General features: G+C 66.1%; 27 protein-coding genes. 9 read left to right on the forward strand and 18 right to left on the reverse strand.

Annotated features, from left to right (window positions below):
• Positions 1-110: 110 nt before the first annotated feature.
• Positions 111-386: a hypothetical protein gene (locus QM701_RS10050; protein ID WP_415166925.1), complete on the forward strand. Its 276-nt coding sequence runs from the start codon at positions 111-113 to the stop codon at positions 384-386.
• Between the two features lie 39 nt (positions 387-425).
• On the opposite strand, the gene pobA is transcribed toward QM701_RS10050, so the two are convergent.
• From pobA to QM701_RS10140, 18 genes are all read right to left on the reverse strand, one after another.
• Positions 426-1,601, reverse strand: a complete 1,176-nt coding sequence (pobA, locus tag QM701_RS10055) for a 4-hydroxybenzoate 3-monooxygenase (protein ID WP_415166926.1) — start codon at positions 1,599-1,601, stop codon at positions 426-428.
• A 129-nt stretch (positions 1,602-1,730) separates the two neighbouring features.
• Positions 1,731-2,570: a class III extradiol dioxygenase family protein gene (locus QM701_RS10060; RefSeq protein WP_415166927.1), complete on the reverse strand. Its 840-nt coding sequence runs from the start codon at positions 2,568-2,570 to the stop codon at positions 1,731-1,733.
• A gap of 2 nt (positions 2,571-2,572) precedes the next feature.
• The gene (locus tag QM701_RS10065) at positions 2,573-2,926 is read right to left on the reverse strand and encodes a protocatechuate 4,5-dioxygenase subunit alpha (RefSeq protein ID WP_415166928.1); all 354 of its coding nucleotides are present in this window, start codon (positions 2,924-2,926) and stop codon (positions 2,573-2,575) included.
• A gap of 16 nt (positions 2,927-2,942) precedes the next feature.
• Positions 2,943-3,956 carry an aldo/keto reductase gene (locus QM701_RS10070; RefSeq protein WP_415166929.1) on the reverse strand — a complete coding sequence of 338 codons (1,014 nt, stop codon included), beginning with the start codon at positions 3,954-3,956 and terminating at the stop codon, positions 2,943-2,945.
• Positions 3,953-4,903 carry a Gfo/Idh/MocA family oxidoreductase gene (locus QM701_RS10075; protein ID WP_415166930.1) on the reverse strand — a complete coding sequence of 317 codons (951 nt, stop codon included), beginning with the start codon at positions 4,901-4,903 and terminating at the stop codon, positions 3,953-3,955. The genes QM701_RS10070 and QM701_RS10075 overlap by 4 nt, the downstream gene beginning before the upstream one ends.
• Positions 4,900-5,751 (reverse strand): class III extradiol dioxygenase subunit beta, encoded by an 852-nt coding sequence (locus tag QM701_RS10080; protein ID WP_415166931.1) that lies wholly within the window; start codon positions 5,749-5,751, stop codon positions 4,900-4,902. Before QM701_RS10080 ends, QM701_RS10075 begins: the two co-directional genes overlap by 4 nt.
• Complete coding sequence (ligA, locus tag QM701_RS10085; protein WP_415166932.1) at positions 5,744-6,157, reverse strand: protocatechuate 4,5-dioxygenase subunit alpha; 414 nt, start codon at positions 6,155-6,157, stop codon at positions 5,744-5,746. Before ligA ends, QM701_RS10080 begins: the two co-directional genes overlap by 8 nt.
• A 3-nt stretch (positions 6,158-6,160) precedes the next feature.
• Positions 6,161-7,066 carry an amidohydrolase family protein gene (locus QM701_RS10090; RefSeq protein ID WP_415166933.1) on the reverse strand — a complete coding sequence of 302 codons (906 nt, stop codon included), beginning with the start codon at positions 7,064-7,066 and terminating at the stop codon, positions 6,161-6,163.
• 15 nt (positions 7,067-7,081) lie between these two features.
• Positions 7,082-8,419 (reverse strand): gallate dioxygenase, encoded by a 1,338-nt coding sequence (locus tag QM701_RS10095; RefSeq protein ID WP_415166934.1) that lies wholly within the window; start codon positions 8,417-8,419, stop codon positions 7,082-7,084.
• A gap of 57 nt (positions 8,420-8,476) precedes the next feature.
• Positions 8,477-9,166: a 4-carboxy-4-hydroxy-2-oxoadipate aldolase/oxaloacetate decarboxylase gene (gene ligK / locus QM701_RS10100; RefSeq protein ID WP_415166935.1), complete on the reverse strand. Its 690-nt coding sequence runs from the start codon at positions 9,164-9,166 to the stop codon at positions 8,477-8,479.
• 15 nt (positions 9,167-9,181) lie between these two features.
• Positions 9,182-10,207: an amidohydrolase family protein gene (locus tag QM701_RS10105; RefSeq protein ID WP_415166936.1), complete on the reverse strand. Its 1,026-nt coding sequence runs from the start codon at positions 10,205-10,207 to the stop codon at positions 9,182-9,184.
• Complete coding sequence (locus QM701_RS10110; protein WP_415166937.1) at positions 10,204-11,310, reverse strand: 4-oxalomesaconate tautomerase; 1,107 nt, start codon at positions 11,308-11,310, stop codon at positions 10,204-10,206. Before QM701_RS10110 ends, QM701_RS10105 begins: the two co-directional genes overlap by 4 nt.
• A 176-nt stretch (positions 11,311-11,486) precedes the next feature.
• A complete protein-coding gene (locus tag QM701_RS10115; protein ID WP_415166938.1) occupies positions 11,487-11,993 on the reverse strand; it encodes a GNAT family N-acetyltransferase in 507 nt (168 codons plus the stop codon).
• Positions 11,994-12,034: 41 nt separating this feature from the next.
• The gene (locus tag QM701_RS10120) at positions 12,035-12,472 is read right to left on the reverse strand and encodes a GFA family protein (protein WP_415166939.1); all 438 of its coding nucleotides are present in this window, start codon (positions 12,470-12,472) and stop codon (positions 12,035-12,037) included.
• Positions 12,473-12,550: 78 nt separating this feature from the next.
• Positions 12,551-12,958 carry a hypothetical protein gene (locus tag QM701_RS10125; protein ID WP_415166940.1) on the reverse strand — a complete coding sequence of 136 codons (408 nt, stop codon included), beginning with the start codon at positions 12,956-12,958 and terminating at the stop codon, positions 12,551-12,553.
• Between the two features lie 111 nt (positions 12,959-13,069).
• The gene (locus QM701_RS10130) at positions 13,070-13,348 is read right to left on the reverse strand and encodes a hypothetical protein (protein WP_415166941.1); all 279 of its coding nucleotides are present in this window, start codon (positions 13,346-13,348) and stop codon (positions 13,070-13,072) included.
• A gap of 224 nt (positions 13,349-13,572) precedes the next feature.
• A complete protein-coding gene (locus tag QM701_RS10135) occupies positions 13,573-14,019 on the reverse strand; it encodes a hypothetical protein (RefSeq protein WP_415166942.1) in 447 nt (148 codons plus the stop codon).
• Positions 14,020-14,242: 223 nt separating this feature from the next.
• Positions 14,243-15,169, reverse strand: a complete 927-nt coding sequence (locus QM701_RS10140) for a LysR family transcriptional regulator (RefSeq protein ID WP_415166943.1) — start codon at positions 15,167-15,169, stop codon at positions 14,243-14,245.
• Between the two features lie 215 nt (positions 15,170-15,384).
• On the opposite strand from QM701_RS10140, the gene QM701_RS10145 reads away from it, so the two are divergent.
• From QM701_RS10145 to QM701_RS10180, 8 genes are all read left to right on the forward strand, one after another.
• Positions 15,385-16,554, forward strand: coding sequence for an ABC transporter substrate-binding protein (locus QM701_RS10145; RefSeq protein WP_415166944.1), 1,170 nt, complete (start codon positions 15,385-15,387; stop codon positions 16,552-16,554).
• 166 nt (positions 16,555-16,720) lie between these two features.
• Positions 16,721-17,578, forward strand: coding sequence for a branched-chain amino acid ABC transporter permease (locus tag QM701_RS10150; RefSeq protein ID WP_415166945.1), 858 nt, complete (start codon positions 16,721-16,723; stop codon positions 17,576-17,578).
• 13 nt (positions 17,579-17,591) lie between these two features.
• Positions 17,592-18,647 (forward strand): branched-chain amino acid ABC transporter permease, encoded by a 1,056-nt coding sequence (locus tag QM701_RS10155; RefSeq protein ID WP_415166946.1) that lies wholly within the window; start codon positions 17,592-17,594, stop codon positions 18,645-18,647.
• Complete coding sequence (locus QM701_RS10160) at positions 18,644-19,396, forward strand: ABC transporter ATP-binding protein (RefSeq protein WP_415166947.1); 753 nt, start codon at positions 18,644-18,646, stop codon at positions 19,394-19,396. Before QM701_RS10155 ends, QM701_RS10160 begins: the two co-directional genes overlap by 4 nt.
• Complete coding sequence (locus QM701_RS10165; RefSeq protein ID WP_415166948.1) at positions 19,389-20,096, forward strand: ABC transporter ATP-binding protein; 708 nt, start codon at positions 19,389-19,391, stop codon at positions 20,094-20,096. The genes QM701_RS10160 and QM701_RS10165 overlap by 8 nt, the downstream gene beginning before the upstream one ends.
• Before the next feature lie 20 nt (positions 20,097-20,116).
• Positions 20,117-20,689 carry a hemerythrin domain-containing protein gene (locus QM701_RS10170; protein ID WP_415166949.1) on the forward strand — a complete coding sequence of 191 codons (573 nt, stop codon included), beginning with the start codon at positions 20,117-20,119 and terminating at the stop codon, positions 20,687-20,689.
• 285 nt (positions 20,690-20,974) lie between these two features.
• Positions 20,975-21,433, forward strand: coding sequence for a tripartite tricarboxylate transporter TctB family protein (locus QM701_RS10175; protein ID WP_415166950.1), 459 nt, complete (start codon positions 20,975-20,977; stop codon positions 21,431-21,433).
• 4 nt (positions 21,434-21,437) lie between these two features.
• Positions 21,438-22,940, forward strand: coding sequence for a tripartite tricarboxylate transporter permease (locus tag QM701_RS10180; RefSeq protein ID WP_415166951.1), 1,503 nt, complete (start codon positions 21,438-21,440; stop codon positions 22,938-22,940).
• Positions 22,941-22,970: the final 30 nt, after the last annotated feature.

The raw sequence follows: 22,970 nt of genomic DNA on the forward strand, positions 1-22,970 counted from the left end.
CTTTCCAGGTCTTATCCACAGGTTTGTCCCGGCGTTCTGTGGGGTAATTCGGGGAACGATTCCGCCGAAAAGAAGTATCAGTCATCACAGGGTCAGCCAAGGAGGGGGAAATGGACACACGGGAAGCGAAACCGGGCCGCAACGGGGCGCTGTCGCTGCGCGCGGCGGCGGAACTGATCGCCGGCGAATCGCTGTCGATCCACGACGCGGAGGTGATGCTGGTGCACGCCGTCGAGCACGGCGAGCTGGCCGCCGACATCAAGCGCTGGGCGACCGAGCAGTGGGCCGGCGACGGCCTGCCCGGCAACATCAATCACCAGGAGACGTCGATCACGCGGGCGGATCTCGAAGCCTGGCGGGAACGCCGGCTCGGCGCGGGCCGGTAGCCTGCGCTCGTTCGGCCGCGCCCGGATTCCGCCCGGCGCTCAGTCCGCGAACGGCAGCCCGACGTAGTTCTCCGCCAGCGTCGTGCGCGCCGCCAGGGAGTGCACGACGTAGTCGAGTTCGGCCTCCAGCGCCTTGCGGTCGAAGGCGTTGGTGTCCGGGAAGCGGTGCAGCAGCAGGGTCATCCACCAGGAGAAGCGTTCCGCCTTCCAGATGCGGCTCAGGCAGCGCTCCGAATAATGGTCGATGCCGGACGTGCTGCCGTGGTAGAAGTCGACCAGCGCGCGGGACAGGTAGCGCACGTCCGAGGCGGCCAGGTTGAGGCCCTTGGCGCCGGTCGGCGGCACGATGTGCGCCGCGTCGCCGGCCAGGAACAGGCGGCCGAAGCGCAGCGGCTCGGCGACGAAGCTGCGCAGCGGCGCGATGCTCTTCTCGATCGACGGTCCGGTGACCAGCGTTTCGGCGGTCTGCGGGTCGAGGCGGCGGCGCAGTTCGTCCCAGAAGCGCTCGTCGGGCCAGTGCTCGACGTGCTCGGAGAGCGGCATCTGCAGGTAGTAGCGGCTGCGCGTATGCGAGCGCATGCTGCACAGGGCGAAGCCACGCTCGTGCTTGACGTAGATGAGTTCCTCGGAGGCCGGCGGCGTGTCCGAGAGCAGGCCCAGCCAGCCGAAGGGATAGACGCGCTCGTAGTTGGCGATGGCGTTGCGCGGCACGCTGGCGCGGCAGACGCCGTGGAAGCCGTCGCAGCCGGCGATGAAATCGCACTCGATCTCGTGCGTGGCGCCATCCTTCACGTAGCGCACGCGCGGATGGTGCGAATCGAAGTCGTGCACGCTGACTTCCTTCGCCTCGTAGACCGTCTTCAGGCCGGCGGCCAGGCGCGCTTCCATCAGGTCCTTGGTCAGTTCGGTCTGGCCGTAGACCATCACCGTCTTGCCGCCGGTCAGGCCGTGCAGGTCGATGCGGTGGCGGCGGCCGCCGATGAGCAGGTCGATGCCCCGGTGCACCAGCCCTTCGGCGTGCATGCGCCGGCCGACGCCGGCCTCGTCGAGCAGATCGACCGCCACCTGCTCCAGCACCCCGGCGCGAATCCGCCCGAGGACGTATTCCGGCGTATGCACTTCGAGAATGATCGCGTCGATCCCCGCCTTGTGCAGCAATTGCCCCAGAATCAGGCCGGCCGGACCGGCGCCGACGATGGCGACTTGTACGCGCATGGAATTCCCCTCCTGTTTTTCGTTCCGGAAACCCGGTTCAACCACGGCGGCGCGGCGAGATGACCAGAACAAATTCTCGCCTTTCGCCGTGCCCGCCGTGTCGCCGTGGTTAGCCGCCTTTCTCCGTTTTCATACCGCTTCGAGAACCATCAGCCCGGTGGCCGTGTTGGAGATCGGCACGTGGTAGTTGGCATGCACCTTGTTCACGTCCCCCGGCAAGGCGCCGCGCGCGGTCAGCCACATCAGCAGTTCGACGCCCTGGGTGCCGGTCAGCTCGACTAGATCGGGAATCGAATAGCGCGTCACCCACAGCGGATCGCCGACCAGCTTTTCCATGAACAGCTGGTCGAATTCCCGGTTGATGAAGCCCGCCCGCTGCCCGTCGAGCTGGTGCGACAGGCCGCCGGTGCCGACGATCACCACCCGCGCGTCGCTGTCCCACGATTCGACGGCGCGGCCGATGGCCAGCCCCAGCTTGAAGCAGCGCGCGGGCGTCGGCAGCGGGAACTGCACGGTGTTGATGCATACCGGCACGGTGCGCACCGGGCAGGGCGACGGCCCCGGCCACAGCAGTTCCATCGGCAGCGCGAAGGCGTGGTCGACCAGCATTTCCTGGCAGGTGGTGAGGTCGAATTCCTCGGCGATCAGCGCCTCGATCAGGTGCCAGGACAGGTCAACGTCGCCGCGGTGCGGCGGCAGCGCGGGCAGGCCCCAGCCTTCGTCGGCGTTGCGGTATTCCGGCGCCGCGCCGACGGCGAAGGTCGGCATCTTGTCGAGGAAGAAATTCAGCCCGTGGTCGTTGTAGATGACCACGGCAACGTCCGGCCGGGCCTTCGCCAGCCAGTCGCGCGCGGCATGGAAGCCGTCGAAGAACGGCTTCCAGTACGGCTCCTGCTGCCGCTTCCTGGCGATGGCGCCGCCGATGGCGGGGACGTGCGAGGTGGTGATGCTGCCGACGATGGTGGCCATGATCATCCTCCCGCATTGGCCAGTTTGGCCTTGAACGCTTCCTTGCTCATACCGGTCTGTTGCGCGCCGATGTCCTGCATGTCCAGCCCGAAGATTCCGGCGAACTTGGCGAGGTAATAGACGTTGCCGCCCGCGGCGAGCAGTTGCAGGACGTTGCGGCTGGCGATCGCCGCGCGCTGCTCGGGGGTGAGCCCGTACTTCGTGCAATACGCCTCCTCGTCGCGCACGAACTCGGCGCGGTTCTCCGCCGAGTTGAACGAGAAGCACATCTTGTTGAGCGCGTAGCCCTTGCGCGCCTGCGCCCCGTCGAACAGGGTGGTGCCGGGAATCTCATGCCTGGGTTTCGGACTGCTCATGGTTTTCTCCCTGCGGTCAGGCCGCGTCGAACGTCTCGGTGTCGATGTCCTTCTGCGTGGTTTCGTTGTAGCGGTGACCGGCAACCGTGCGCTGGTTGATCAGCCGGTCCAGGCGGGTGACGATCTCCGGCGTCAGCGACACCGCCGCCGCGCCGACGCTCTCCTCCAGGTGCCGCGGATTCTTCGTGCCGGTGATCGGGACGATGAACGGCGCCTTGGCCAGGACCCACGCCAGCGCCAGCTGCGCCATGGAGCAGCCGGCCTCGGCGGCGATCTGCCGGTACGGCTCCAGCAGTGCGAGGTTCGTGCAGAAATTCGCCGGCTGGAAGCGCGGCATGCCGAGGCGGATGTCGCCCGGCTCGAACTGCGCGGCCGGGTCGTACAGCGCGCCGGTGAGGAAGCTGCGCGCCAGCGGGCTGAAGGCCACGAAGGCCGCGCCGAGTTCGCGGCAGGCGTCGAACACGGCGATCTCGGGCTCGCGCGTCCACAGCGAATATTCGCTCTGCACGGCGGCGACGGGATGCACCGCGTGCGCCCGCCGCAGCGTCGCCGCCGACATTTCCGAGACGCCGATGCAGCGGATCTTGCCGGCGCGCACGAGGTCGGCCAGCGCGCCGACGCTGTCCTCGATCGGCACCCGCCGGTCCAGCCGGTGCAGGTAGTAGAGGTCGATGACGTCCGTGCGCAGCCGGCGCAGCGATTCCTCGCAGGTCCGCCGCAGCGTCTCCGGCCGGTTGTCGACCACGCGCCTGCCGTCCACGCCGGTCACGCCGCACTTGCTGGCGAGCACGATCCGGCCGCGGTGCGGCTTGAGCACGCGCCCGAGCAGCGCCTCGTTTTCGCCGAAGCCGTACAGCGCCGCCGTGTCGAAGTAATCGATGCCGAGGTCCAGCGCGCGCAGCAGCACCGCTTCCGCGACTTCCGGCGACGGCGGCGCGCCGTAGTTCTCGCTCAGGCTCATGCAGCCCAGGCCGATGGCGGAAACGTCGAGCGGCCCGATGCGCCGGCGCGGCAGGCTCATCGCGTTCATCCCGCCGCCTTGAGCTGCGTTTCGAGCTGGTGCAGCACGCGGTAGCACGGCAGCACCCGGGCGATGCCGGCGTTCGGCTCGCGGCCCTCGCGGATGGCGGCGATGAATTCGCGGTCCTGCAGCTCGATGCCGTTCATCGACACGTCCACCCGCGACACGTCGATCTTCTCCTCCTTGCCGTTGAACAGGTCGTCGTAGCGCGCGATGTAGGTGCCGTTGTCGCAGATGTAGCGGAAGAAGGTGCCGAGCGGCCCCTCGTTGTTGAACGACAGCGACAGCGTGCAGATCGCGCCGGTGCTGCTCTTCAACTGGATCGACATGTCCATGGCGATGCCCAGCGCCGGATGGATCGGCCCCTGCAGCGCGTTGGCGGCGACGATCTCGCCGCCGGTCTGGTAGGCGAACAGGTCGACCGTGTGCGCGGCGTGGTGCCACAGCAGGTGGTCGGTCCAACTGCGCGGCTGGCCGAGCGCGTTGATGTTGGTGCGGCGGAAGAAATAGGTCTGCACGTCCATCTGCTGGATGTTCAGCTCGCCGGCCGCGATCTTCTTGTGCAGGTACTGGTGGCTCGGGTTGAAGCGGCGCGTGTGGCCGACCATGCCGACGAGGCCGGTTTCCTGTTGCAGGCGGGCCACCGCCTCGGCGTCTTCCAGGCGGTCGGCCAGCGGGATTTCCACCATCACGTGCTTGCCGGCGCGCAGGCACTGCATGGCCTGCGCGGCGTGCATCTGCGTCGGCGTGCACAGGATCGCAGCTTCGACGCCCGGTTGCGCGAGGGCTTCGGCCAGGTCGGTGGCGACGTGGCCGACGCCGAAGCGCGCGGCGACCTCCTGCGTGGCGTCGCGCCGGGCGCCGACCAGGGAGACGACTTCGACGCCGTCGATGTTCCGCAGGGCTTCGAGGTGCTTGACGCCGAAGGCGCCGGCACCGGCGAGGACGAGTTTCATGGGTTCTCCAGGATGATGTGGCCGACGGCCGTGTTGGACGCCGGCACGTGGTAGAAGCGGTAGATTTCCCTGGCGTCGGCCGCCAGCGCGCCGCGCATGATCAGCCACATGACCAGCTCGATGCCCTCGGACCCGGCTTCGCGCACGTAGTCGAGGTGCGGGATGCGCGCCAGCGCGGCGGGGTCGCGGGTGAGGCCGTCGAGGAAGGCGGTGTCGAACGCGCGATTGATCAGCCCGGCGCGCGGCCCCTGCAACTGGTGCGACATGCCGCCGGTGCCCCAGATCATCACCTTGAGGTCCGGCTCGAACGACTCGACCGCCTTGCGGATGGCCCGGCCGAGGTTCCAGCAGCGGTTGCCGGTCGGCGGCGGATACTGCACCACGTTCACCGCCAGCGGGATGACCTTGCACGGCCAGTGAAAGTTGGAAGCCGCCGGCTGCCCGAACATCAGCGACAGCGGCACGGTCAGCCCGTGGTCAACTTCCATCCGGTTGACGATGGTCATGTCGAACTCGTCGAGGATGGTCGACTGCGCGATGTGCCACGCCAGCTCCGGATGCCCTTCGACGACCGGCACCGGGCGCGGCCCCCAGCCCTCGTCGGCGGGCGCGAACGATTCGGCGCAGCCGATGGCGAAGGTCGGGATCAGTTCGAGCGAGAAGGCCGAGGCGTGGTCGTTGTAGACCAGCACCACCACGTCCGGCTTCTGTTCGGCGATCCAGCGCTTGGAAAATTCGAAGCCGGCGAACAGCGGCTGCCAGTACGGTTCCTGCGTCTTGCCCTGGTCGATCGCCGCGCCGATGGCGGGCACGTGCGAGGTGGCGACTCCGGCGACGATCCTAGCCATGCGCTTTTCCTCCCTTCTCTCCGTCCTTTTTGCTGCGGTTGCCCTCGGGCGAACGGCCGCCGGCGACCATCATGGCGCGGTATTCGTCCTCCGACACGCCGGTCATCTTCGACGCCAGGTTCTGGAACGAATGCCCGTCGGTGGCGCCGATCTTGGCCAGGAAATAGATGTTGCCGCCCAGCGCGAGCAGCCGGTTGTAGTCGCGCGCGAGCACGGCCTGGCGCTGTTCCTCGCTCATCGGGAACTTCTTCAGGTAGGCCGCCTCGTCGGCCTTGAACGCGTCCCGGTTGGCCGCCTTCATCAGCGACATGCAGAACTGGTTGAGGTGGAACCCCAGCCGCGACTGGGTCGCGTCGAACACCACGGTGCCGGGGATGTCCTTGAACGCCTCGTTGTAGTCGGTCATGGCTCAGCTCCAGTACAAGCGCATCGGGTTGTCGACCAGCAGCTTGCGCTGCAGTTCGGGCGTCGGCGCGATGCGCGGGATGAAGTCAACCAGCAGGCCGTCGTCCGGCATGTGGTCCTTGAGGTTCGGGTGCGGCCAGTCGGTGCCCCACAGCACGCGGTCCGGGAACTCCTCGACGAGGCGCCGGGCGAACGGCGCCACGTCGCGGTAGGCGTCGCGCTCGCCGTCGAGCGCCCTGGGCCCGGTGACGGACAGCCGCTCGGGACAGGTCACCTTCGACCAGACGTTGCCGTGCTCGCGCAGCAGCTTGAGGAACAGCGCGAATTCCGGCCCGTCGACCGGCTTGCTCACGTCCGGCCGGCCCATGTGGTCGACGACCACGATAGTCGGCAGCGCGGTGAAGAAATCCCACAGCTCCGGCAGGTCGGCGGCCTCGAAATAGACCACCACGTGCCAGCCGAGCGGCGCGATGCGCCGGGCGATTTCCTGCAGCTCGTCCCTGGGCGTGAAGTCCACCAGCCGCTTGACGAAATTGAAGCGCACGCCGCGCACGCCGGCCGCGTGCAGCTCGCGCAGCTCGGCGTCGGAGACGCCGCGGCGCACCGTGGCCACGCCGCGCGCGCGCCCCTCGGCGGCGCACAGCGCGTCGACCAGCGCGCGGTTGTCGGCGCCGTGGCAGGTGGCCTGCACGATCACGTTGCGCGCGAAGCCGAGATGGTCGCGCAGGGCGAAGAGCTGTTCCTTGCCCGCGTCGCACGGCGTGTACTTGCGCTCCGGCGCGTAGGGGAACACCTCGCCCGGCCCGAACACGTGGCAATGCGCGTCGACCGCGCCCGGCGGCAGGCGGAACAGCGGCTTCGACGGATGGGCGTACCAGTCGAACCAGCCGGGAGTCTTCTCGAAACTCATGTCAGTCCTTCTCCATCAAGACGGCGAAGCGATTCCGGCCTGTTCCGTCGCCGCGCCGTCCGGTTTTGCCGAATCCCAGACCGCGCCTTTCGCGGCGGCGCCGCCGGCGACCGAATACATCACCTTGGCGTTGCGCGTCTTCAGGAATTCCTCCAGCGGCTCGCCGCGCATGGCGGCGTAGATGTGCAGGTTCGAGACGCCCACCGCCGCGCCGAGTTTCTCGAGCATGAAGAAGATGACGCCGTAGTGGATCATCCCCCGCCAGTCGCGCTGCCGCACGAGCTGGCGTTCCTCCTCGCTCAGCCCGGCCTCGGCGAACGCCGCTTCCTCGTCTGCGAGAAAACGCGCCCGGTGTTCGGGAACGATCATGCGGTGCAGGAACCTGTTCAGCCGGTACGCCTTGAGGCTGGCGGCGTGATCGAACGGGTAGGTGCCGGTCAGCCGTTCCGCGCCCTGCAACTGCCGCTGCATGCGCTGGCGGTGCCGTTCATGGCTGGCGGCTGGGACGTCGGCGGCTTCGTTCTCCAGCAGCAGGGTGGCGATTCCGGTCATCGACGGCAGGTAGTAGGTGCTGTGCACCTTCCTCACGCTGGCCGACAGCGCGCCGCGCATGATCAGCCACATGATGACCTCGGCGCCTTCGAGGCCGCCCAGTTCGGCGTACTCGGCGTGGGTCATCGCCGCGAGGGCGGCCGGATCGTGCGTGATGGCGTCGAGGAACTGCTTGTCCCACGACACGTTGTTGAAGCCCGCGCGCTCACCGTGCACCTGGTGCGACAGGCCGCCGGTGGCGACCACGGCGACGCGCAGGTCCTCGGGATAGCTCTCGATGGCCCGGCGCAGCGCCTGACCCAGCTTGTAGCAGCGCGCCGCCGTCGGGATCGGGAACTGCAGCACGCCGACCTGCAGCGGCACGATGCGCGTCGGCCAGTGCGCGCCGTCGCGTTCGAGCAGCACCGACATCGGCGAAAAGAAGCCGTGGTCGAGCGGCTTGTCCTGGAAGAAGGACATGTCGAACTCGTCCGTCATCAGGCTGACGCCCACGTGCCGCGCCAGCTCCGGGTGTCCCGGCGCCGGCGGCAGTTCGCGCCGGCCGCCGCCCTCGTCGGCGACCGCGTATTCCTGGTCGATGCCGAGCGCGAAGGCCGAATAGTGATCGAAGAAGAAGGAAGTCACGTGGTCGTTGAAGATGTAGACCAGCGCATCCGGCCGCTTCTCCTTGAGCCACGCGCGGATCGGCTCGAAGCCCTCGAAGATCGGCGCCCAGGCCGGATCGTTCTGCTTGTGCGTGTCGTAGGCGAAGCCGATGGTGGGCGTATGCGAAACGCCGATGCCGCCGATGATTGTAGCCATGTCCTGGGTCCCCCCTGTCGGGCCGGCGCCGTTGCGCGGCGCCGGGCGATGCTTTCGTCAATCGATGTAGCGCAGCCCGGCCTTTTCCAGCGCCTCGCGCATCTTGTACATGTCCAGGCCGAGTTCGCCGGCGGCGAAACGGCTGCGCTTCTCCGCCTCGCCGGCCTCGCGCGCCTCGGCGGCGTCGGCGGCCCGCGCGGCGATCGCGCGCGGCACCACGACCACGCCGTCGTCATCGGCGACGACCACGTCGCCCGGATGCACCAGCGCGCCGGCGCAGACCACCGGCACGTTCACCGAGCCGAGCGTGGCCTTGACCGTGCCCTTGGCGTTGACCGCGCGCGAGAACACCGGGAAGTCCATCCCGGTGAGCGACTTCACGTCGCGCACGCCGGCGTCGATCACCAGCCCGACGCCGCCGCGCGCGCGGAACGAGGTGGCCAGCAGCTCGCCGAAAAAGCCATCCTCGCAATCGCTGGTGCACGCGGCCACGATCACGTCGCCCGGCCGCAACTGTTCGGCGGCGACGTGCATCATCCAGTTGTCGCCCGGCTGCAGCAGCACCGTGACCGCCGTGCCGCACGTCCGGGCGCCGGGATAGATCGGCCGCATATACGGTTTCATCAGGCCGACGCGGCCCATGGCCTCGTGGATCGTCGCCACGCCGAAGCGCGCCAGCTTGTCCACGGCCGCCCGGTCGGCGCGTTCGACGTGGCGTTTGACGATGCCCAGATCGTTCATGCTCATGCCCTCGCCCATGCCTTACTTCCCCCTCGCCTTGAGCACCGCGTCGAGCCGCGGATAGACGCGGCGGACGTTGCCCTCGTAGATCTTGTGCCGCTCCTCCGCCGTCAGCGCGGCGGCCTCGATGTAGCGCTTGGTGTCGTCGTAGTGGTGTCCCGTCTCCGGATCGATGCCGCGCACCGCGCCGATCATCTCCGAGGCGAACAGCACGTTGTCGACCGGGATCACCCTGGTCAGCAGGTCGATCCCCGGCTGGTGGTAGACGCAGGTGTCGAAGAAGACGTTGTTGAGCAGGTGTTCCTTGAGCAGCGGCTTCTTCAGCTCCTGCGCCAGCCCGCGGTAGCGCCCCCAGTGGTACGGCGCCGCGCCGCCGCCGTGCGGGATGACGAACTTGAGGTCCGGGAAATCCCTGAACAGATCGGACGTCAGGCACTGCATGAAAGCCGTCGTATCGGCGTTGATGTAGTGCGCGCCGGTGGTGTGGAAGCAGGCGTTGCAACTGGTGCTGACGTGGATCATCGCCGGGATGCCCAGCTCCACCATCTTCTCGTACAGCGGATACCAGTGCCGGTCGGAAAGCGGCGGGCTGGTCCAGTGGCCGCCGGACGGATCGGGATTCAGGTTGATGCCGACGAAGCCGTATTCTTTGACGCACTTCTCCAGTTCGGGAATGCACGTCGCCGGATCGACGCCCGGCGACTGCGGCAGCATCGCCGCGCCGATGAAGTTGTCCGGGAACAGCTGCGAGACGCGGTAGCACAGCTCGTTGCAGATCGCCGCCCACGTCGCGCTGGTGTCGAAGTCGCCGATGTGGTGCGCCATGAAGCTGGCGCGCGGCGAGAAGATGGTGAGGTCCGAGCCGCGCTCGCGCATCTTCGCCAACTGGTTGGTCTCGATGCTCTCGCGCAATTCGTCGTCGCTGATCCGCAGGTCGCCGGCCTTCGGCGCGAGCGCCGCGTCCTTGAGCCCGGCGATCTGCCGGTTGCGCCAGTCCTCCAGCGCCTTGGGCGCCGTCGTGTAGTGGCCGTGGCAATCGATGATCATGCGGATTTTCCTTTCCAGACCGAGGCGGGTACCATCGCCTCGCCGCGCATCAGCAGGCGCGCGGTGCGCAGCAGCGCGGCGCGGGTCACGTTCTGCGGGTTGGCCGGGTCGACCTCGAGCTCGACGGTGAACTCCCCGGTCGGATGCTCGACCGAGACCGCCTTGCGGTTGCCGGCGGGCAGCCTGGCGATGCCGGCCGTCACCGAGCCTTCCAGCACGCAGGCCGTGCCGACCGTCACCGCCGCCAGCACGCCGATGGCGTCGTGGCAGACGTGCGGGATGAAGCAGCGCGTGGCGACGCTGCCGCCGTCGCGCGGCGGCGCGATCAGGCACATCTTCGGATAAGTCTTCTTCGCCACATCGCCCAGCCCCATCAGCACGCCGGCCTTCAGGCGCAGGGCTTCGAGCTTCGTTTTCAGCTCGTCGTCGGCGTTCATCTCGGCCACGCCCTCGTAACCGGTGCGGCCGAGGTCGGCGGCGCGCATCATGACCAGCGGCATGCCGTTGTCGATGCAGGTGACCCGCAGCGCGCGGACGCCGTCGACCTCGATCTCATCCAGCACCCGCCCGGTCGGCAGCAGCCCGGAACACACCGAGCCGGCGGTATCCAGGAAGCTGATGCGCACCGGCGCCGACGTGCCCGGTACGCCGTCGATGCGCGCGTCGCCGTCGTAGCTGATGCGCCCGCCCGGCGTCTGCACGGTGATGTCGGACTGCATGTCGGTGTTCAGCGTCAGCACGCGCAGCGTGGTCGTCTCGCCCTGCGCCTCGACCAGCCCGGTTTCCAGAGCGAACGGCACGACCGCGGCCAGCATGTTGCCGCAGTTGGGCGTGGTATCCACCACCGCCTGCTCGACCATCACCTGCGCAAAGAGGAAATCGAGATCGACGCCGTCCGTCCGGCTGCGGCGCACGATGCCAACCTTGCTGGTCAGCGGATGCGCACCACCCAGCCCGTCGATCTGCCGGCGGTCGGGCGACCCCATCGCCGCCAGCAGCACCCGGTCGCGCGTCTCCACGTCCGCCGGCAGGTCGTCCTCGAAAAAGAACGGCCCACGCGACGTGCCGCCGCGCATGAAAAGGCAGGGAATCGCTGTTTGCATCTCGGCCCCCGTTTCGTTGACGGTGCCATTCTGAACACGCCGACGCGGCCGTCCAAGCCATGGAGCGCACTACTAGCTATCGCGTTTTGATATGGGCGTGCGAAGCGTCGGCCGGAGCGGACCCAAGCCCCGCACACGCAGTCGGAATCAAAACGCCCTATTTTTCTGGCGTAGGGTCAGCCGTGCGACAACGGCGCGGCGTCTGGCGGCGAGACGAGCAATTTGAGCTTCATGCCCTCGTGCGAGGCGACGAAGCCCAGCGACTCGTAGAACCGCCTGGCTTCCGGACGCTGCTTGTCGGTGGTGAGCTGGACCAGGTGGCAACCGCGTTCTCGTGCCCTGGAGATGGCCCAAGCAAAGAGCTCACGGCCAAGGCCCGAGCCGCGGAAATGGCTGGCAACCCGCACCCCTTCAATCGTCGCGCGCCACCCGCCCTGATGGGTGATGTATGGCGTGAAGGTCAGCTGCAGGACGGCCACGACCGCACCGTCCGGTCCCTCGGCCACGACGAGCTCGTTATTCCGGTCCTGCTCGATGGCTTCAAATGCCCTTTGGTACGAGTCAGGCAGAGGATCGATAAAACGCTCGCGTTGGGCGCCAAGCGGGTCGTCCGCGAGCATGCGAACGATGTCCGGCAGGTCGCTTGCGAGGGCGGGGCGAATGTGCAGTAGCGGTGCGGTCATGGGGTTTTGGGTTGCCTCGTATGAACTAAGCAGAGGTCCGTTTACGTTTGTTTGGCATCCGCATGCAGGAGCGTGATGAACTCGAAAAGAACTGGCAACTCGTCATAGCATGTTCCTTGAAGAGGTGCAGAGTCCCATGAGGCTTTGGAAGCCACGCACAGATGGGCAACGATTTTCAGCTCGTTGTTACCCTCGAGCAGCCCGGCAGGAACCCAAAAGCAAGGCAGATTCCTAAGCGGATTGGGTACGGCAGAACCGCAAATGGAACAGAAGTCAGAGCGGAACCCTGATTCTTTCTCCCACGAAGAAATGGACTCAACGCCACGAAGCCACCGAAACTTTTCGTTCGGAACGATTGTGGCGGCATTGGACAGCGAGCCGCCCTGCCTTCTGCAGAGCGAGCAATGACATTGGTAGAGCTTGAAATGCTCTCCATCAATTTCAAACTCGACTTGTCCGCAGAGGCAATGGCCGCGCATGTCGTCTCCGATGATGTCTCGCTATAAAAATACAAATCTTTCTGGCCCCATTGGCACTGGTCCGCCCGATAAGATAGGTCAGGCATCAGCTCGCAATGCCTGACCTGAACGCAGAAAATGGTTCATCCGCGACTCCCAGTCCTGCATGAACTTCGCGTAATAGGTTTCAGTGAAGTCGCCGACAAAGGCGTCTCCATCCGGCCCCAGACTCGTATGCATGTAGGTGACCTGCGCTTCACAGCCGCCGGGTACGCCGCGAAGCTGGATCGTGAGGCGGCACGCGGTCACGGACGGCGTGATCTTCAGTATCTCCACGAATCCGTTCTCGGGTTCATACCGCGTGATGTACCAGACGGCGTCGGTCGGCGAAGCCGGCGTCGTGAAGACGCAATCGGCCTCCGCGCACCCTGCCTCCGATACGACGAGGATGGGGTCCCAGCCATGTATCCAGTCCGCCTCTCGAACCGGGCACAACAGCGGGAACACTGCCTCCGGCGTACCCACGAGGCGTTGCGTGAAAGTTCGGGTGACACGGACAGGCTTTGCGAGCTTCATAGCGTGGCAGCAGACGTGTGTGCTGAGGTCGAACTATAAGCGTTAGGCGGCGTCACGCCGCCATAGCACATGCATGTCTCCATCCACGAAGCCGATGCCAATACCCACCTTACTGCGCAGCACGTCAGACTTGGAGCCGTCGGCAATGTATGCGGTAACCAGATCTATCAGTGTCTTGAGCCACATCTGCCAGTCCGGACCGGCCACGGCAAAGGGAACTTCAAAAATTTCCTCTCCCGTTGAGAACGTCTCGGCGGAAGGCCAGTAGTCTGTGCTCGGATTTTCACCTGGCAGGAACGCTTCGGTTCCGACGAGTTGCACGTGAACGGAGTCCGTGCCCTCGTAGAGATTGAAGTGAAATGCTTGAGTGCCAGCAGGCATGGGTTGAGACAGTACGTTGTCGAGCCAAGAGAATAAGTCTGCTTTGATTGAACTAACGGGTAGTGTCATAAGCCGCCTAACGTAGAGCTAACCGGCGCTGCGCGGCTTTATCGCGCAGCGTCCAGCGACCGAAGGGAGCGAGGTTGAGCGCCATGTTAGGAGTTCTACCTTAGTACCGATACCAACTGCCACAATAACGGCATGGGCACTATCAATAGGAGCGTTGCGATAAATAAGCCGAGCGCGATCATTGCTGAGTGTTTAAATGAGGTAAACAAAAGTGCAACCAGCACTGCTAGGTCTCCCCAAACGCTAACTACATAAATTGGATAGAAATATCGTGCTGTTGATACGGCCGTAAACAGAATGGTGGCAAGGGCAATAGGTTTCCATTCGGTCAATTTGGAAATTGTCAGGCTTCCTAAGCCATAAACTATGGCCGCGAATTGAACGCAAAAAACAATCGCCCTGGTAGGCGTCTTGAAATACGTATATAAGATATTCGCATAAGAGGCGAGATCGAAAGTTAGCTCATGTGAAATTGCAATAAAACGGAAAATTAATGCGAAACCTAGAAGTGAAGCCCCAATCATGATCTGTCGCAATTCCACCGGCCCGCTCCTAACTATCAATAGGAATCATGACGCAATATTCTCTGTCATGACGTATAAAACAGCGAATGCTTTTTTGCCGACAACAAGCTCCACTGTCTTTTGGATGTTTAAAAATAGCAAAACAGTGCAGACGACCGCTTTAAGCCCGTATCCACACTATCTGCCCCTGGCCGATCGTTGCCTACCCCTTGAAGAGATGGGTCCCGCTTCCCGGCGAACATTAAAGAACTGCCCCGTCCTGCTTCGCCGTAGCCACCACCAGTTCCTGCAGCATCCGGAAGGCCTGCCGCCCGAGCGGCGTGGCGGGTTTGTGCGCCGAGACGGCCAGGAAGAACATGCTGGTCAGCGCGGGTTTGGTCAGCGGCCGGAAGCTGAACGCCTCCGGGCGTCCGGAGGCGCGCAGCGCGGTGCGCGAGAGGACGGCGTAGCCGTAGCCGGCGGCGACGAGGTCGAGGATGGACTGCACGCTCGACACTTCGAGGCCGACGTCGAGCTTGAGCGAGCATTGCGCAGCCTGGGTTTCCAGATGCTTGCGCAGGACGTGGCTGCGCTCGGGCAGGACCAGCGGGTATTTGATCAGTTCGGCGAAGGGGATCGGCGCCTGTTTTCCGGGCTTGCCGGCCTTGCCGCCCTGCGCGGGGCCGACCAGCCCGAGCGGTTCGTCGAGCAGCGGCGTCACTTCGATGGCGGGGTTCGGCTCGGGGTTGAGCACCAGCCCGAGGTCGACGCGGCCGGTGGCGATCCATTCGGTGAGGTGCGCGGAGAGGCCTTCGACGATGACCAGCCGCGCCTTGGGCAGCGCGCGCCGGAAGCCTTCGACGAGCGGCAGCGTCAGCACGCGCCCCATGCTCGGCGGCAGCCCGATGACGATGCGCCCGGCGGGCACGTCGCGCGCGGCTTCGATGTCCTCGGTGGCGCGGGCGACCAGCTGCAGGATGCCGACGCTGTGGTCGAACAGGCGCTTGCCGGCTTCGGTGAGCACGACGCCGCGGCCGGTGCGGGTGAGCAGCGTGACGTGCAGGTCGGTTTCCAGCAGCCGCACCTGCCGGGAGAGCGCGGGCTGCGCAATGTTGAGGATCAGGGCGGCCTTGCTGAAGCTGCCGAGCTCGGCGACGCGCACGAAATATTCCAGCTGCTTGAGGTTCATTGTTGTCTTCTCCCCGATGCCCCGCGGCCGGCGGGCTATAACAGAACACTATAGCTACTAGTGCCGAAGCTGGATTGTTCGGCGGTCCGATGCGCTGCAATATGCTCCCCAGGCAAGATTGGGCGGATCGGCGCATCCCGTGCCGGGCGGCCTTCCAATCATAGTCCAGGCACCTCGGTCTGCAAATCGGGGCAACCAAATCAAGGAGGCGAAACATGAAGCATCTGCAGAAGATCGTCGCCGCGGCCGCCCTGGCCCTGGCCATGTCGGGATCGGCGCTGGCCGCCGACCTCAAGATCGGCCTGATCGTGCCGATGAGCGGGCCGTTCGCCTCGCATGGCAAGCAGATCACCAACGGCATCAAGCTTTATCTGGCGCAGAACGGCGACACCATCGCGGGACGCAAGGTGCAGATCATCCTCAAGGACGATTCGCCGGGCACGGCGGGCGACGCGACCAAGCGCCGGGCGCAGGAGCTGATCGTGCAGGACAACGTGGACATCCTGACCGGCTTCAGCCTGACGCCGGAGGCCTTCGCCGTGGCGCCGCTGGCGACCGAGGCGAAGAAGCCGATGGTGGTGATGAACGCGGCGACGTCGGCGATCACGACCAAGTCGAACTACATCGTGCGCACCTCGATGACGCTGCCGCAGGTCACCGCGCCGATCGCCGACTGGGCGGCCAGGAACAACATCAAGAAGGTGTTCACGCTGGTGGCCGACTACGGTCCCGGCCACGACGCGGAAGGCCAGTTCAAGAAGTCCTTCACCGCGGCCGGCGGCGAGATCGTCGGCGAGGTGCGCGTGCCGGTCGGCAACCCGGACTTCGCGCCGTACCTGCAGAAGGTCAAGGACACCAAGCCCGACGCGGTCTTCCTGTTCGTGCCCAACGGCGAGATGTGCATCACCTTCATGAAGGGCTTCCAGGAGCGCGGGCTCTCGCAGGCGGGGATCAAGCTGATCGCCACCGGCGACCTGCTCGACGAGGACGTGCTCGACGCGATCGGCGACGCGGCGCTCGGTGTGATCAATTCCTTCCACTATGCCGAAGCGCACAAGTCGCCGGAGAACGAGGCGTTCACCAAGGCTTATTACAAGGCCTACCCGAAGGACCGCCCGAACTTCATGGCCGTCGGCGCGTACGACGGCATGCACCTGATCGCCGAGGCGCTGAAGAAGACCGGCGGCAATGCCGACGCGGACAAGTTCATCGAGGCGGTGAAGGGCATGAAGTGGACGAGCCCGCGCGGCCCGGTGATGATCGATCCGGCGACGCGCGACATCGTGCAGACGGTGTACGTGCGCAAGGTGGAGAAAGTTGACGGCAAGCTGCAGAACGTGGAATTCGACCAGGTTAACGAAGTCAAAGACCCGGGCAAGCAATGACGAAAATGATCTGACGCGCAGGAGTCAGAGGGCGTCGCCCCGGCGGAAGCCGGGGCCCAGGGGGCGCGCAACCGCCCTTGCTGGATTCCGGCTGGCGCCGGAATGACGATGGATCGGGCAAGGTCTTTTCCGGATCACGGGCAACTTCGGCGGGGGAATTCAAATCATGACCATCCTGTTCGACGGACTGGCGGAGGGCATGCTGCTGTTCCTGATCAGCGTCGGCCTGTCGGTGACGCTGGGGTTGATGAACTTCGTTAATCTCGCGCACGGCGCACTGGCGATGCTGGGCGGCTACGTCTGCGCGCTGCTGCTTTCGCGCGCCGGTACGCCCTTCCTGCTCGCCGCGCCGATCGCGGCGGCCGCGGCGGCGCTGGCCGGCGTGGTCCTCGAACGCACGCTGTACCGGCGGCTCTACGGCGCCTCGCATCTCGACCAGGTGCTGTTTTCCATCGGGCTGACCTTCATGGCGGTGAGCACGGCGCATTACTTCTTCGGCGCGCAGCAGCAGCCGTTCGTCCTGCCCGACTTCCTGAAGGGGCAGATCAACCTGCCGGGGCTCGACGTCGGCGTCTATCGGCTGTTCCTGATCGTCGTCGGCGTGGTGCTGACCGCCGGGCCGCAATGGCTGGTCGCCAGCACGCGCTTCGGCGCGCAGTTGCGGGCCTCGGTGGACAATCCGCGCGTGGCGCGCGGGCTGGGGATCAACGTCGACCGGGTGTTCACCCTGACCTTCGCGCTCGGCTCGGCGCTGGCCGGGCTGGGCGGCGCGCTCGGCATCGAGATGCTCGGGCTCGATCCGGGCTTTCCGCTCAAGTACATCGTCTATTTCCTGATCGTCGTGGCGGTCGGCGGCAGCGGCAACATCAAGGGCTCGCTGCTGGCCGCGCTGATGCTCGGCGTGTTCGACGTGGCGGGGAAATACTATCTGCCGCAGGTGGGGGCCTTCGTCATCTACGCGGTGATGGTGGTCATGCTAATCGTCCGGCCGCAGGGCTTCTTCGGCCGCGCTTTGACTCGATGACGACGGAGAACGCATGGTGCGAGAGCCGGCTTTGTTCGATTCCCTGATGCGGCCCTTCGCGGCGCGAGACCACCTCGAAGCCGCCCGGACCGTTCCCGACCTCGCGCCGCTGCGCGGAGCGGCGGCGTGGCGGGCGCCCGAGATCGTCTTCTGGCTGATTCCGCTGCTGGCCTACTTCCTGTTTCCCAAGAGCCTGGCCCTGCTCTCGCAGATCGCCATCACGGCGTTGTTCGCGCTGTCGGTGGACCTCATCCTCGGCTACGCCGGCATCGTCTCGCTCGGGCATGCCGCGTTCTTCGGACTCGGCGCCTACGCCGCCGGGCTGCTGTCCAAGTACGGTTTCGGCGATCCGCTGCTGGGGCTGGCGTTCAGCGCGCTGGTGGCGGGCGTGGTGGGTTTCCTCACCAGCTTCCTGGTGCTGCGCGGCACGGACCTGACGCGGCTGATGGTCACGCTGGGCGTGGCGATGATGCTCTACGAGGCGGCCAACAAGGCGACCGAATTCACCGGCGGCGTCGACGGCCTGCAGGGCGTGGAGATGACCCCGGTGCTCGGCGTCTTCGGCTTCGACCTGTACGGCAAGACGGCCTACTGGTACAGCGTGGCCGTGCTGTTCGTGCTGTTCTGGGTGGCGCGGCGCATCGTGCACAGCCCGTTCGGCATGTCGCTGCGCGGCATCCGGCAGAACGTGGCGCGCATGCCGGCCATCGGCGCCCCGGTGCATGGCCGGCTGGTGGCGGTCTATACCCTGGGCGCCGCCTACGCGGGCGTGGCCGGCGCGCTGCTCACCCAGACCACCCAGTTCGTCTCGCTCGACGTGCTGTCCTTCACCCGCTCGGCCGAGATCATGCTGATGCTGGTGCTCGGCGGCACGGGCTGCCTCTACGGCGCGCTGATCGGCACCGCCGTGTTCATGGCGGCGCACCATCTCCTTTCCGGCCTCAACCCGCAATACTGGCAGTTCTGGCTGGGTGCGGTGCTGGTGCTGATCGTGCTCTTCGCGCGCGACGGCATCATGGGCCTCGCGCAGCGCCTGCGGGAGCGGCTGGCGCGGAGGGCGAAGCCATGAACGCCGTGCTGCAGACCCGCCATCTGAGCAAGAAATTCGGCGCCTTCGCCGCCACCAACGACGTCACGCTGAACGTCGAACACGGCGCCCGCCACGCGCTGATCGGGCCGAACGGCGCCGGCAAGACGACGCTGATCAACCTGCTCACCGGCTTCCTCGAACCGACCGCCGGCGAGGTCTTCCTCAAGGGCGGCAACGTCACGCGGCTGGCGCAGCATCAGCGCGTCAAGCGCGGGCTGGCGCGCACCTTCCAGATCAACCGCCTGTTCGCCGACATGACCGTGCTCGAATCGGTGACCATGGCGGTGTGCGAACGCCTGGGCTTCGGCTGGAACTGGTGGCGGCCCGTCGGCCGGCACGACGCGGCGATCGACGAGGCGGCCGACCTGCTGGCCTCGCTGCGCCTCTCCGACGTGGCCAACGAGAAGACGCGCAACCTGGCCTACGGCCGGCAGCGCCTGATCGAGATCGCGCTGGCGCTGGCCGCCAAACCGCAGGTGCTGCTGCTCGACGAGCCGGCGGCCGGCGTGCCGACCAGCGAGAGCCGCGAGCTGTTCGAGACCATCGCGCGGCTGCCGCGCGACGTGACGATCCTGCTGATCGAGCACGACATGGATCTCGTCTTCCGTTTCGCGGACCGCATCTCGGTGCTGGTGAACGGCGGCCTGCTGACCGAGGACACGCCGGAGGCCATCGCCAGGGACAAGCGGGTCAAGGAAGTCTATCTGGGCGAGGCGATCCATGGCTGAACTGCTCAAGGTGGAAAACGTCTGGTCGGGCTACGGCGATTCCATCGTACTCGAAGAGGTCTCGTTCGCGCTCGACGAGGGCGACAGCCTCGCGCTGCTCGGGCGCAACGGCATGGGCAAGACGACGCTGCTGTCCACGCTGATGGGCGCCACGCGCTTCAAGTCCGGGCGGATGGTTTTCCAGGGACGCGACCTCGCGGCCGTGCCCGGCCACGCCCGCGCGCACCTCGGCCTCGGCTGGGTGCCGCAGGAACGCGACATCTTCCCCTCGCTGACCGTCGAGGAAAACCTGACCGTCGTCGCCCGGCCCGGCCCGTGGAACCTGCCGCGCGTCTACGAGATGTTCCCGCGCCTGGAGGAACGCAAACGCAACATGGGCAACCAGCTTTCCGGCGGCGAGCAGCAGATGCTGGCGATCGCCCGGGCGCTGATGCTCAACCCGCGCCTGCTGCTGCTCGACGAGCCGCTGGAAGGGCTGGCGCCGCTGATCGTGCAGGACCTGCTCGGCATCATCGGGCGCATGGTCGGCTCGGGCGATGTGGGCGTCATCCTCGTCGAACAGCACGCGCACCAGATTCTTCCCATGACCCGCCAGGCGCTGGTGCTCGAACGCGGGCGCGTCGTCTACTCCGGCGAAAGCCGGGAACTGCGCAAGGACCGCGAGCGGCTCGACCGCTGGCTCGGCGTCGGCGGACACTGAGACGCCCGGAAGGTGAGGCCATGAAAACCATCGACATCATCCACGACGAACACCGCGCGCTGGCGTCGGTGCTGCAGGCACTGCGCTTCATCGTCGACGGCATCCGCGAGGGCCGGATGCGGCCCGACTTCCGGCTGCTCTCCGCAATGGTGGACTACATCACGCAGGTGCCGGAAAAGGTGCACCACCCCAAGGAGGACGACTACCTTTTCCCGAAGCTGCGCAGCCGCTCGCAGGAGGCGGCGGAGCTGATCGACACGCTGGAGGAGCAGCACAAGGACGGCTACCGCATGACCAACGCGCTGCTGCAGGCGCTGATCCACTATCAGAGCGTCGGCGCGCCGGGATTCGCCGGGTTCGACGAACTCGTGCAGGAGTACCTGGATTTCAACTGGAAGCACCTGAACCTTGAAGAGAGGGAACTCCTGCCACTGGCCCGCCGGGCGCTCGGCGAGGACGACTGGCGCGAGCTCGACGCCGAGTTCAGCGCCAACTTCGATCCCTACAAGGGCGCGGCGGGAGAATATGCGGAGCTGTTCCGCAAGATCGTCAACCTGACGCCGGCGCCCTACGGGCTCGGATCGGCGGTGTGAGCGCGCGGGAACGCCGCCCTCCATCCGGCTGCGGACCCCGCCCATTCCGTCGCCCCTGAATTTCCGGAAAACAGTTTAAATCGACCCGCGGCCGGCCTCGGACAGGCCGCCGCGGTGACGCTCGTACGCGCGCCGTCCATCGCGGCTTCGCGCCCTGGGCTTGCTTCGGCCGGCAAAACGAAACCGATTGACTCCGGATCGGAAACGCCTATACTGCCAACTAGATTGTTACTTTAAGCAGGGCCGTTCGAACTATTTAGAAAACAAACCACGAGGGGGGCCGACGTGACTACGCCCAACATCTGGAACAAGGATCTACTGGCCGGACTGCTCTTCATCGGCATCGCCCTGGGTTTCCTGGCCGTCGGGCGCGATCTCGAAATCGGCGCCGCGCTGGACATGGGGCCCGGGTACTTTCCCGCCGTCATCGCCGGGCTGCTGGCACTGCTCGGGCTGGCCGTGACGCTCGGCGCCTTGAAGAACCGCGCCGGGAGATCCCTTCCCCGGTTCAAGTGGAAACCGCTCGCGATGGTCGTCGGCGCGCCGCTGATCTTCGCGGCGCTGGTCGACTTCTTCGGCCTCGCGCCGGCGCTGATCGCGGCCGTCTGGTTTTCGACGCTCGCCAGCCGTCCGTGGCATGCGTGGAAATCCCTGGGCCTGTCCGTGCTCATCGCGGTCTTCTGCTGGCTCGTCTTCGCGCTGGCCTTCGGCATGCCCATTCCGTTCGTCAAATGGCCGGGGTAAGAACATGGACCTGCTGACCAATCTCTCGATCGGCTTCGCCAATTCGTTTTCGTGGCTGAACATCGGCTACTGCTTCATTGGGGCGCTGCTCGGCACGGTCATCGGCGTGCTGCCGGGGATCGGGCCGACCATGACCATCGCGCTGCTGCTGCCGGTCACCTTTTCCCTGCATCCGCTCTCCGCGCTGATCATGCTGGCGGGCATCTTCTACGGCGCGCAGTACGGCGGATCGATCACCTCGATCCTGATCAACCTGCCCGGAGAAACGTCGTCGGTGGTGACCGCGCTGGACGGCTACCAGCTCGCCGTACAGGGGAAGGCGGGAGCGGCCTTGGCGACCTCGGCCATCAGTTCGTTCATCGCCGGCACCATCGCCACGCTGGCGATAGCCGCCATGGCGCCGCCGCTGGCCGCTATCGCGCTGAATTTCGGCGCCGCGGAATACTTCTCCCTGATGGTGCTGGGACTGATCGTTTCCGTCTCGCTGTCGAGCGGTTCGGTCGTCAAGGCGGTGGCGACGACCCTGATCGGCGTGCTGGTCGGCCTCGTCGGTACCGACGTGACCAGCGGCGTGGAGCGCTATACGCTCGGCTTGTCCGACCTTTACGACGGCATAAATTTCGTGCCCATCGCCATCGGCATGTTCGGACTGGCGGAGATCGCGCGGAACCTCGGCAATCCTGAAACCGCCATGTCCACGCGCTCGCACCGCCTGAGTAGCCTCCGGCTCGGCTGGACCGAACTGCGGTGCATCGTCTGGCCGTCGCTGCGCGGGACCGGGCTGGGCTCGCTGCTCGGCATCCTTCCCGGCGGAGGCGTCGTGCTCGCCTCCTTCGCCTCCTACGCGCTCGAAAAGGCGGTATCCAGGACGCCGGAGAAATTCGGCAAGGGCGCTCTGGAAGGCGTCGCCGCGCCGGAAGCCGCCAACAACGCGGCGGCGCAGACCTCCTTCATCCCGATGCTCACGCTCGGCATTCCCTCGAACCCGGTCATGGCCATGACCATGGGCGCGCTGCTCATCCACGGGATCGCGCCCGGCCCCCGGATCATGACCGATCAGCAGGTGCTCTTCTGGGGCCTCGTCACCTCGATGTGGATCGGCAATCTCCTGCTACTCGTCCTGAACCTGCCGCTCGTCGGCATCTGGGCGAAGATCGCGGAAGTGCCGTACCGCGCACTCTACCCGTCGATCATCGCCATCTCTTGCGTGGGGTCGTACTCGATCGGTCTGAAAACCACGGACGTCCTGATCCTGGCCGCGTTCGGCGTACTTGGCTACGTGCTCGTCGAACTCGGCTGCGAGCTGGCGCCGATGCTGTTCGGCGTCATCGTCGGGCCGATGATGGAGGAATACCTGCGGCGTGCGATGGCCTTGTCGCAGGGCGATCCGTCGATCTTCCTCACGCGGCCCATCAGCGCGGCACTGCTCGCCGCCGCCGCCGTGGCGATCGTATTGACCGCCTTGCCGAAAATACGCAATCGAAGGTCCGAGATCTTCGTCGACTAGCGGCAGCCGTACTCATCCAACCGGGAGGGA

Source organism: Propionivibrio sp. (genome assembly GCF_047602565.1).
GTDB lineage: Bacteria > Pseudomonadota > Gammaproteobacteria > Burkholderiales > Rhodocyclaceae > Propionivibrio.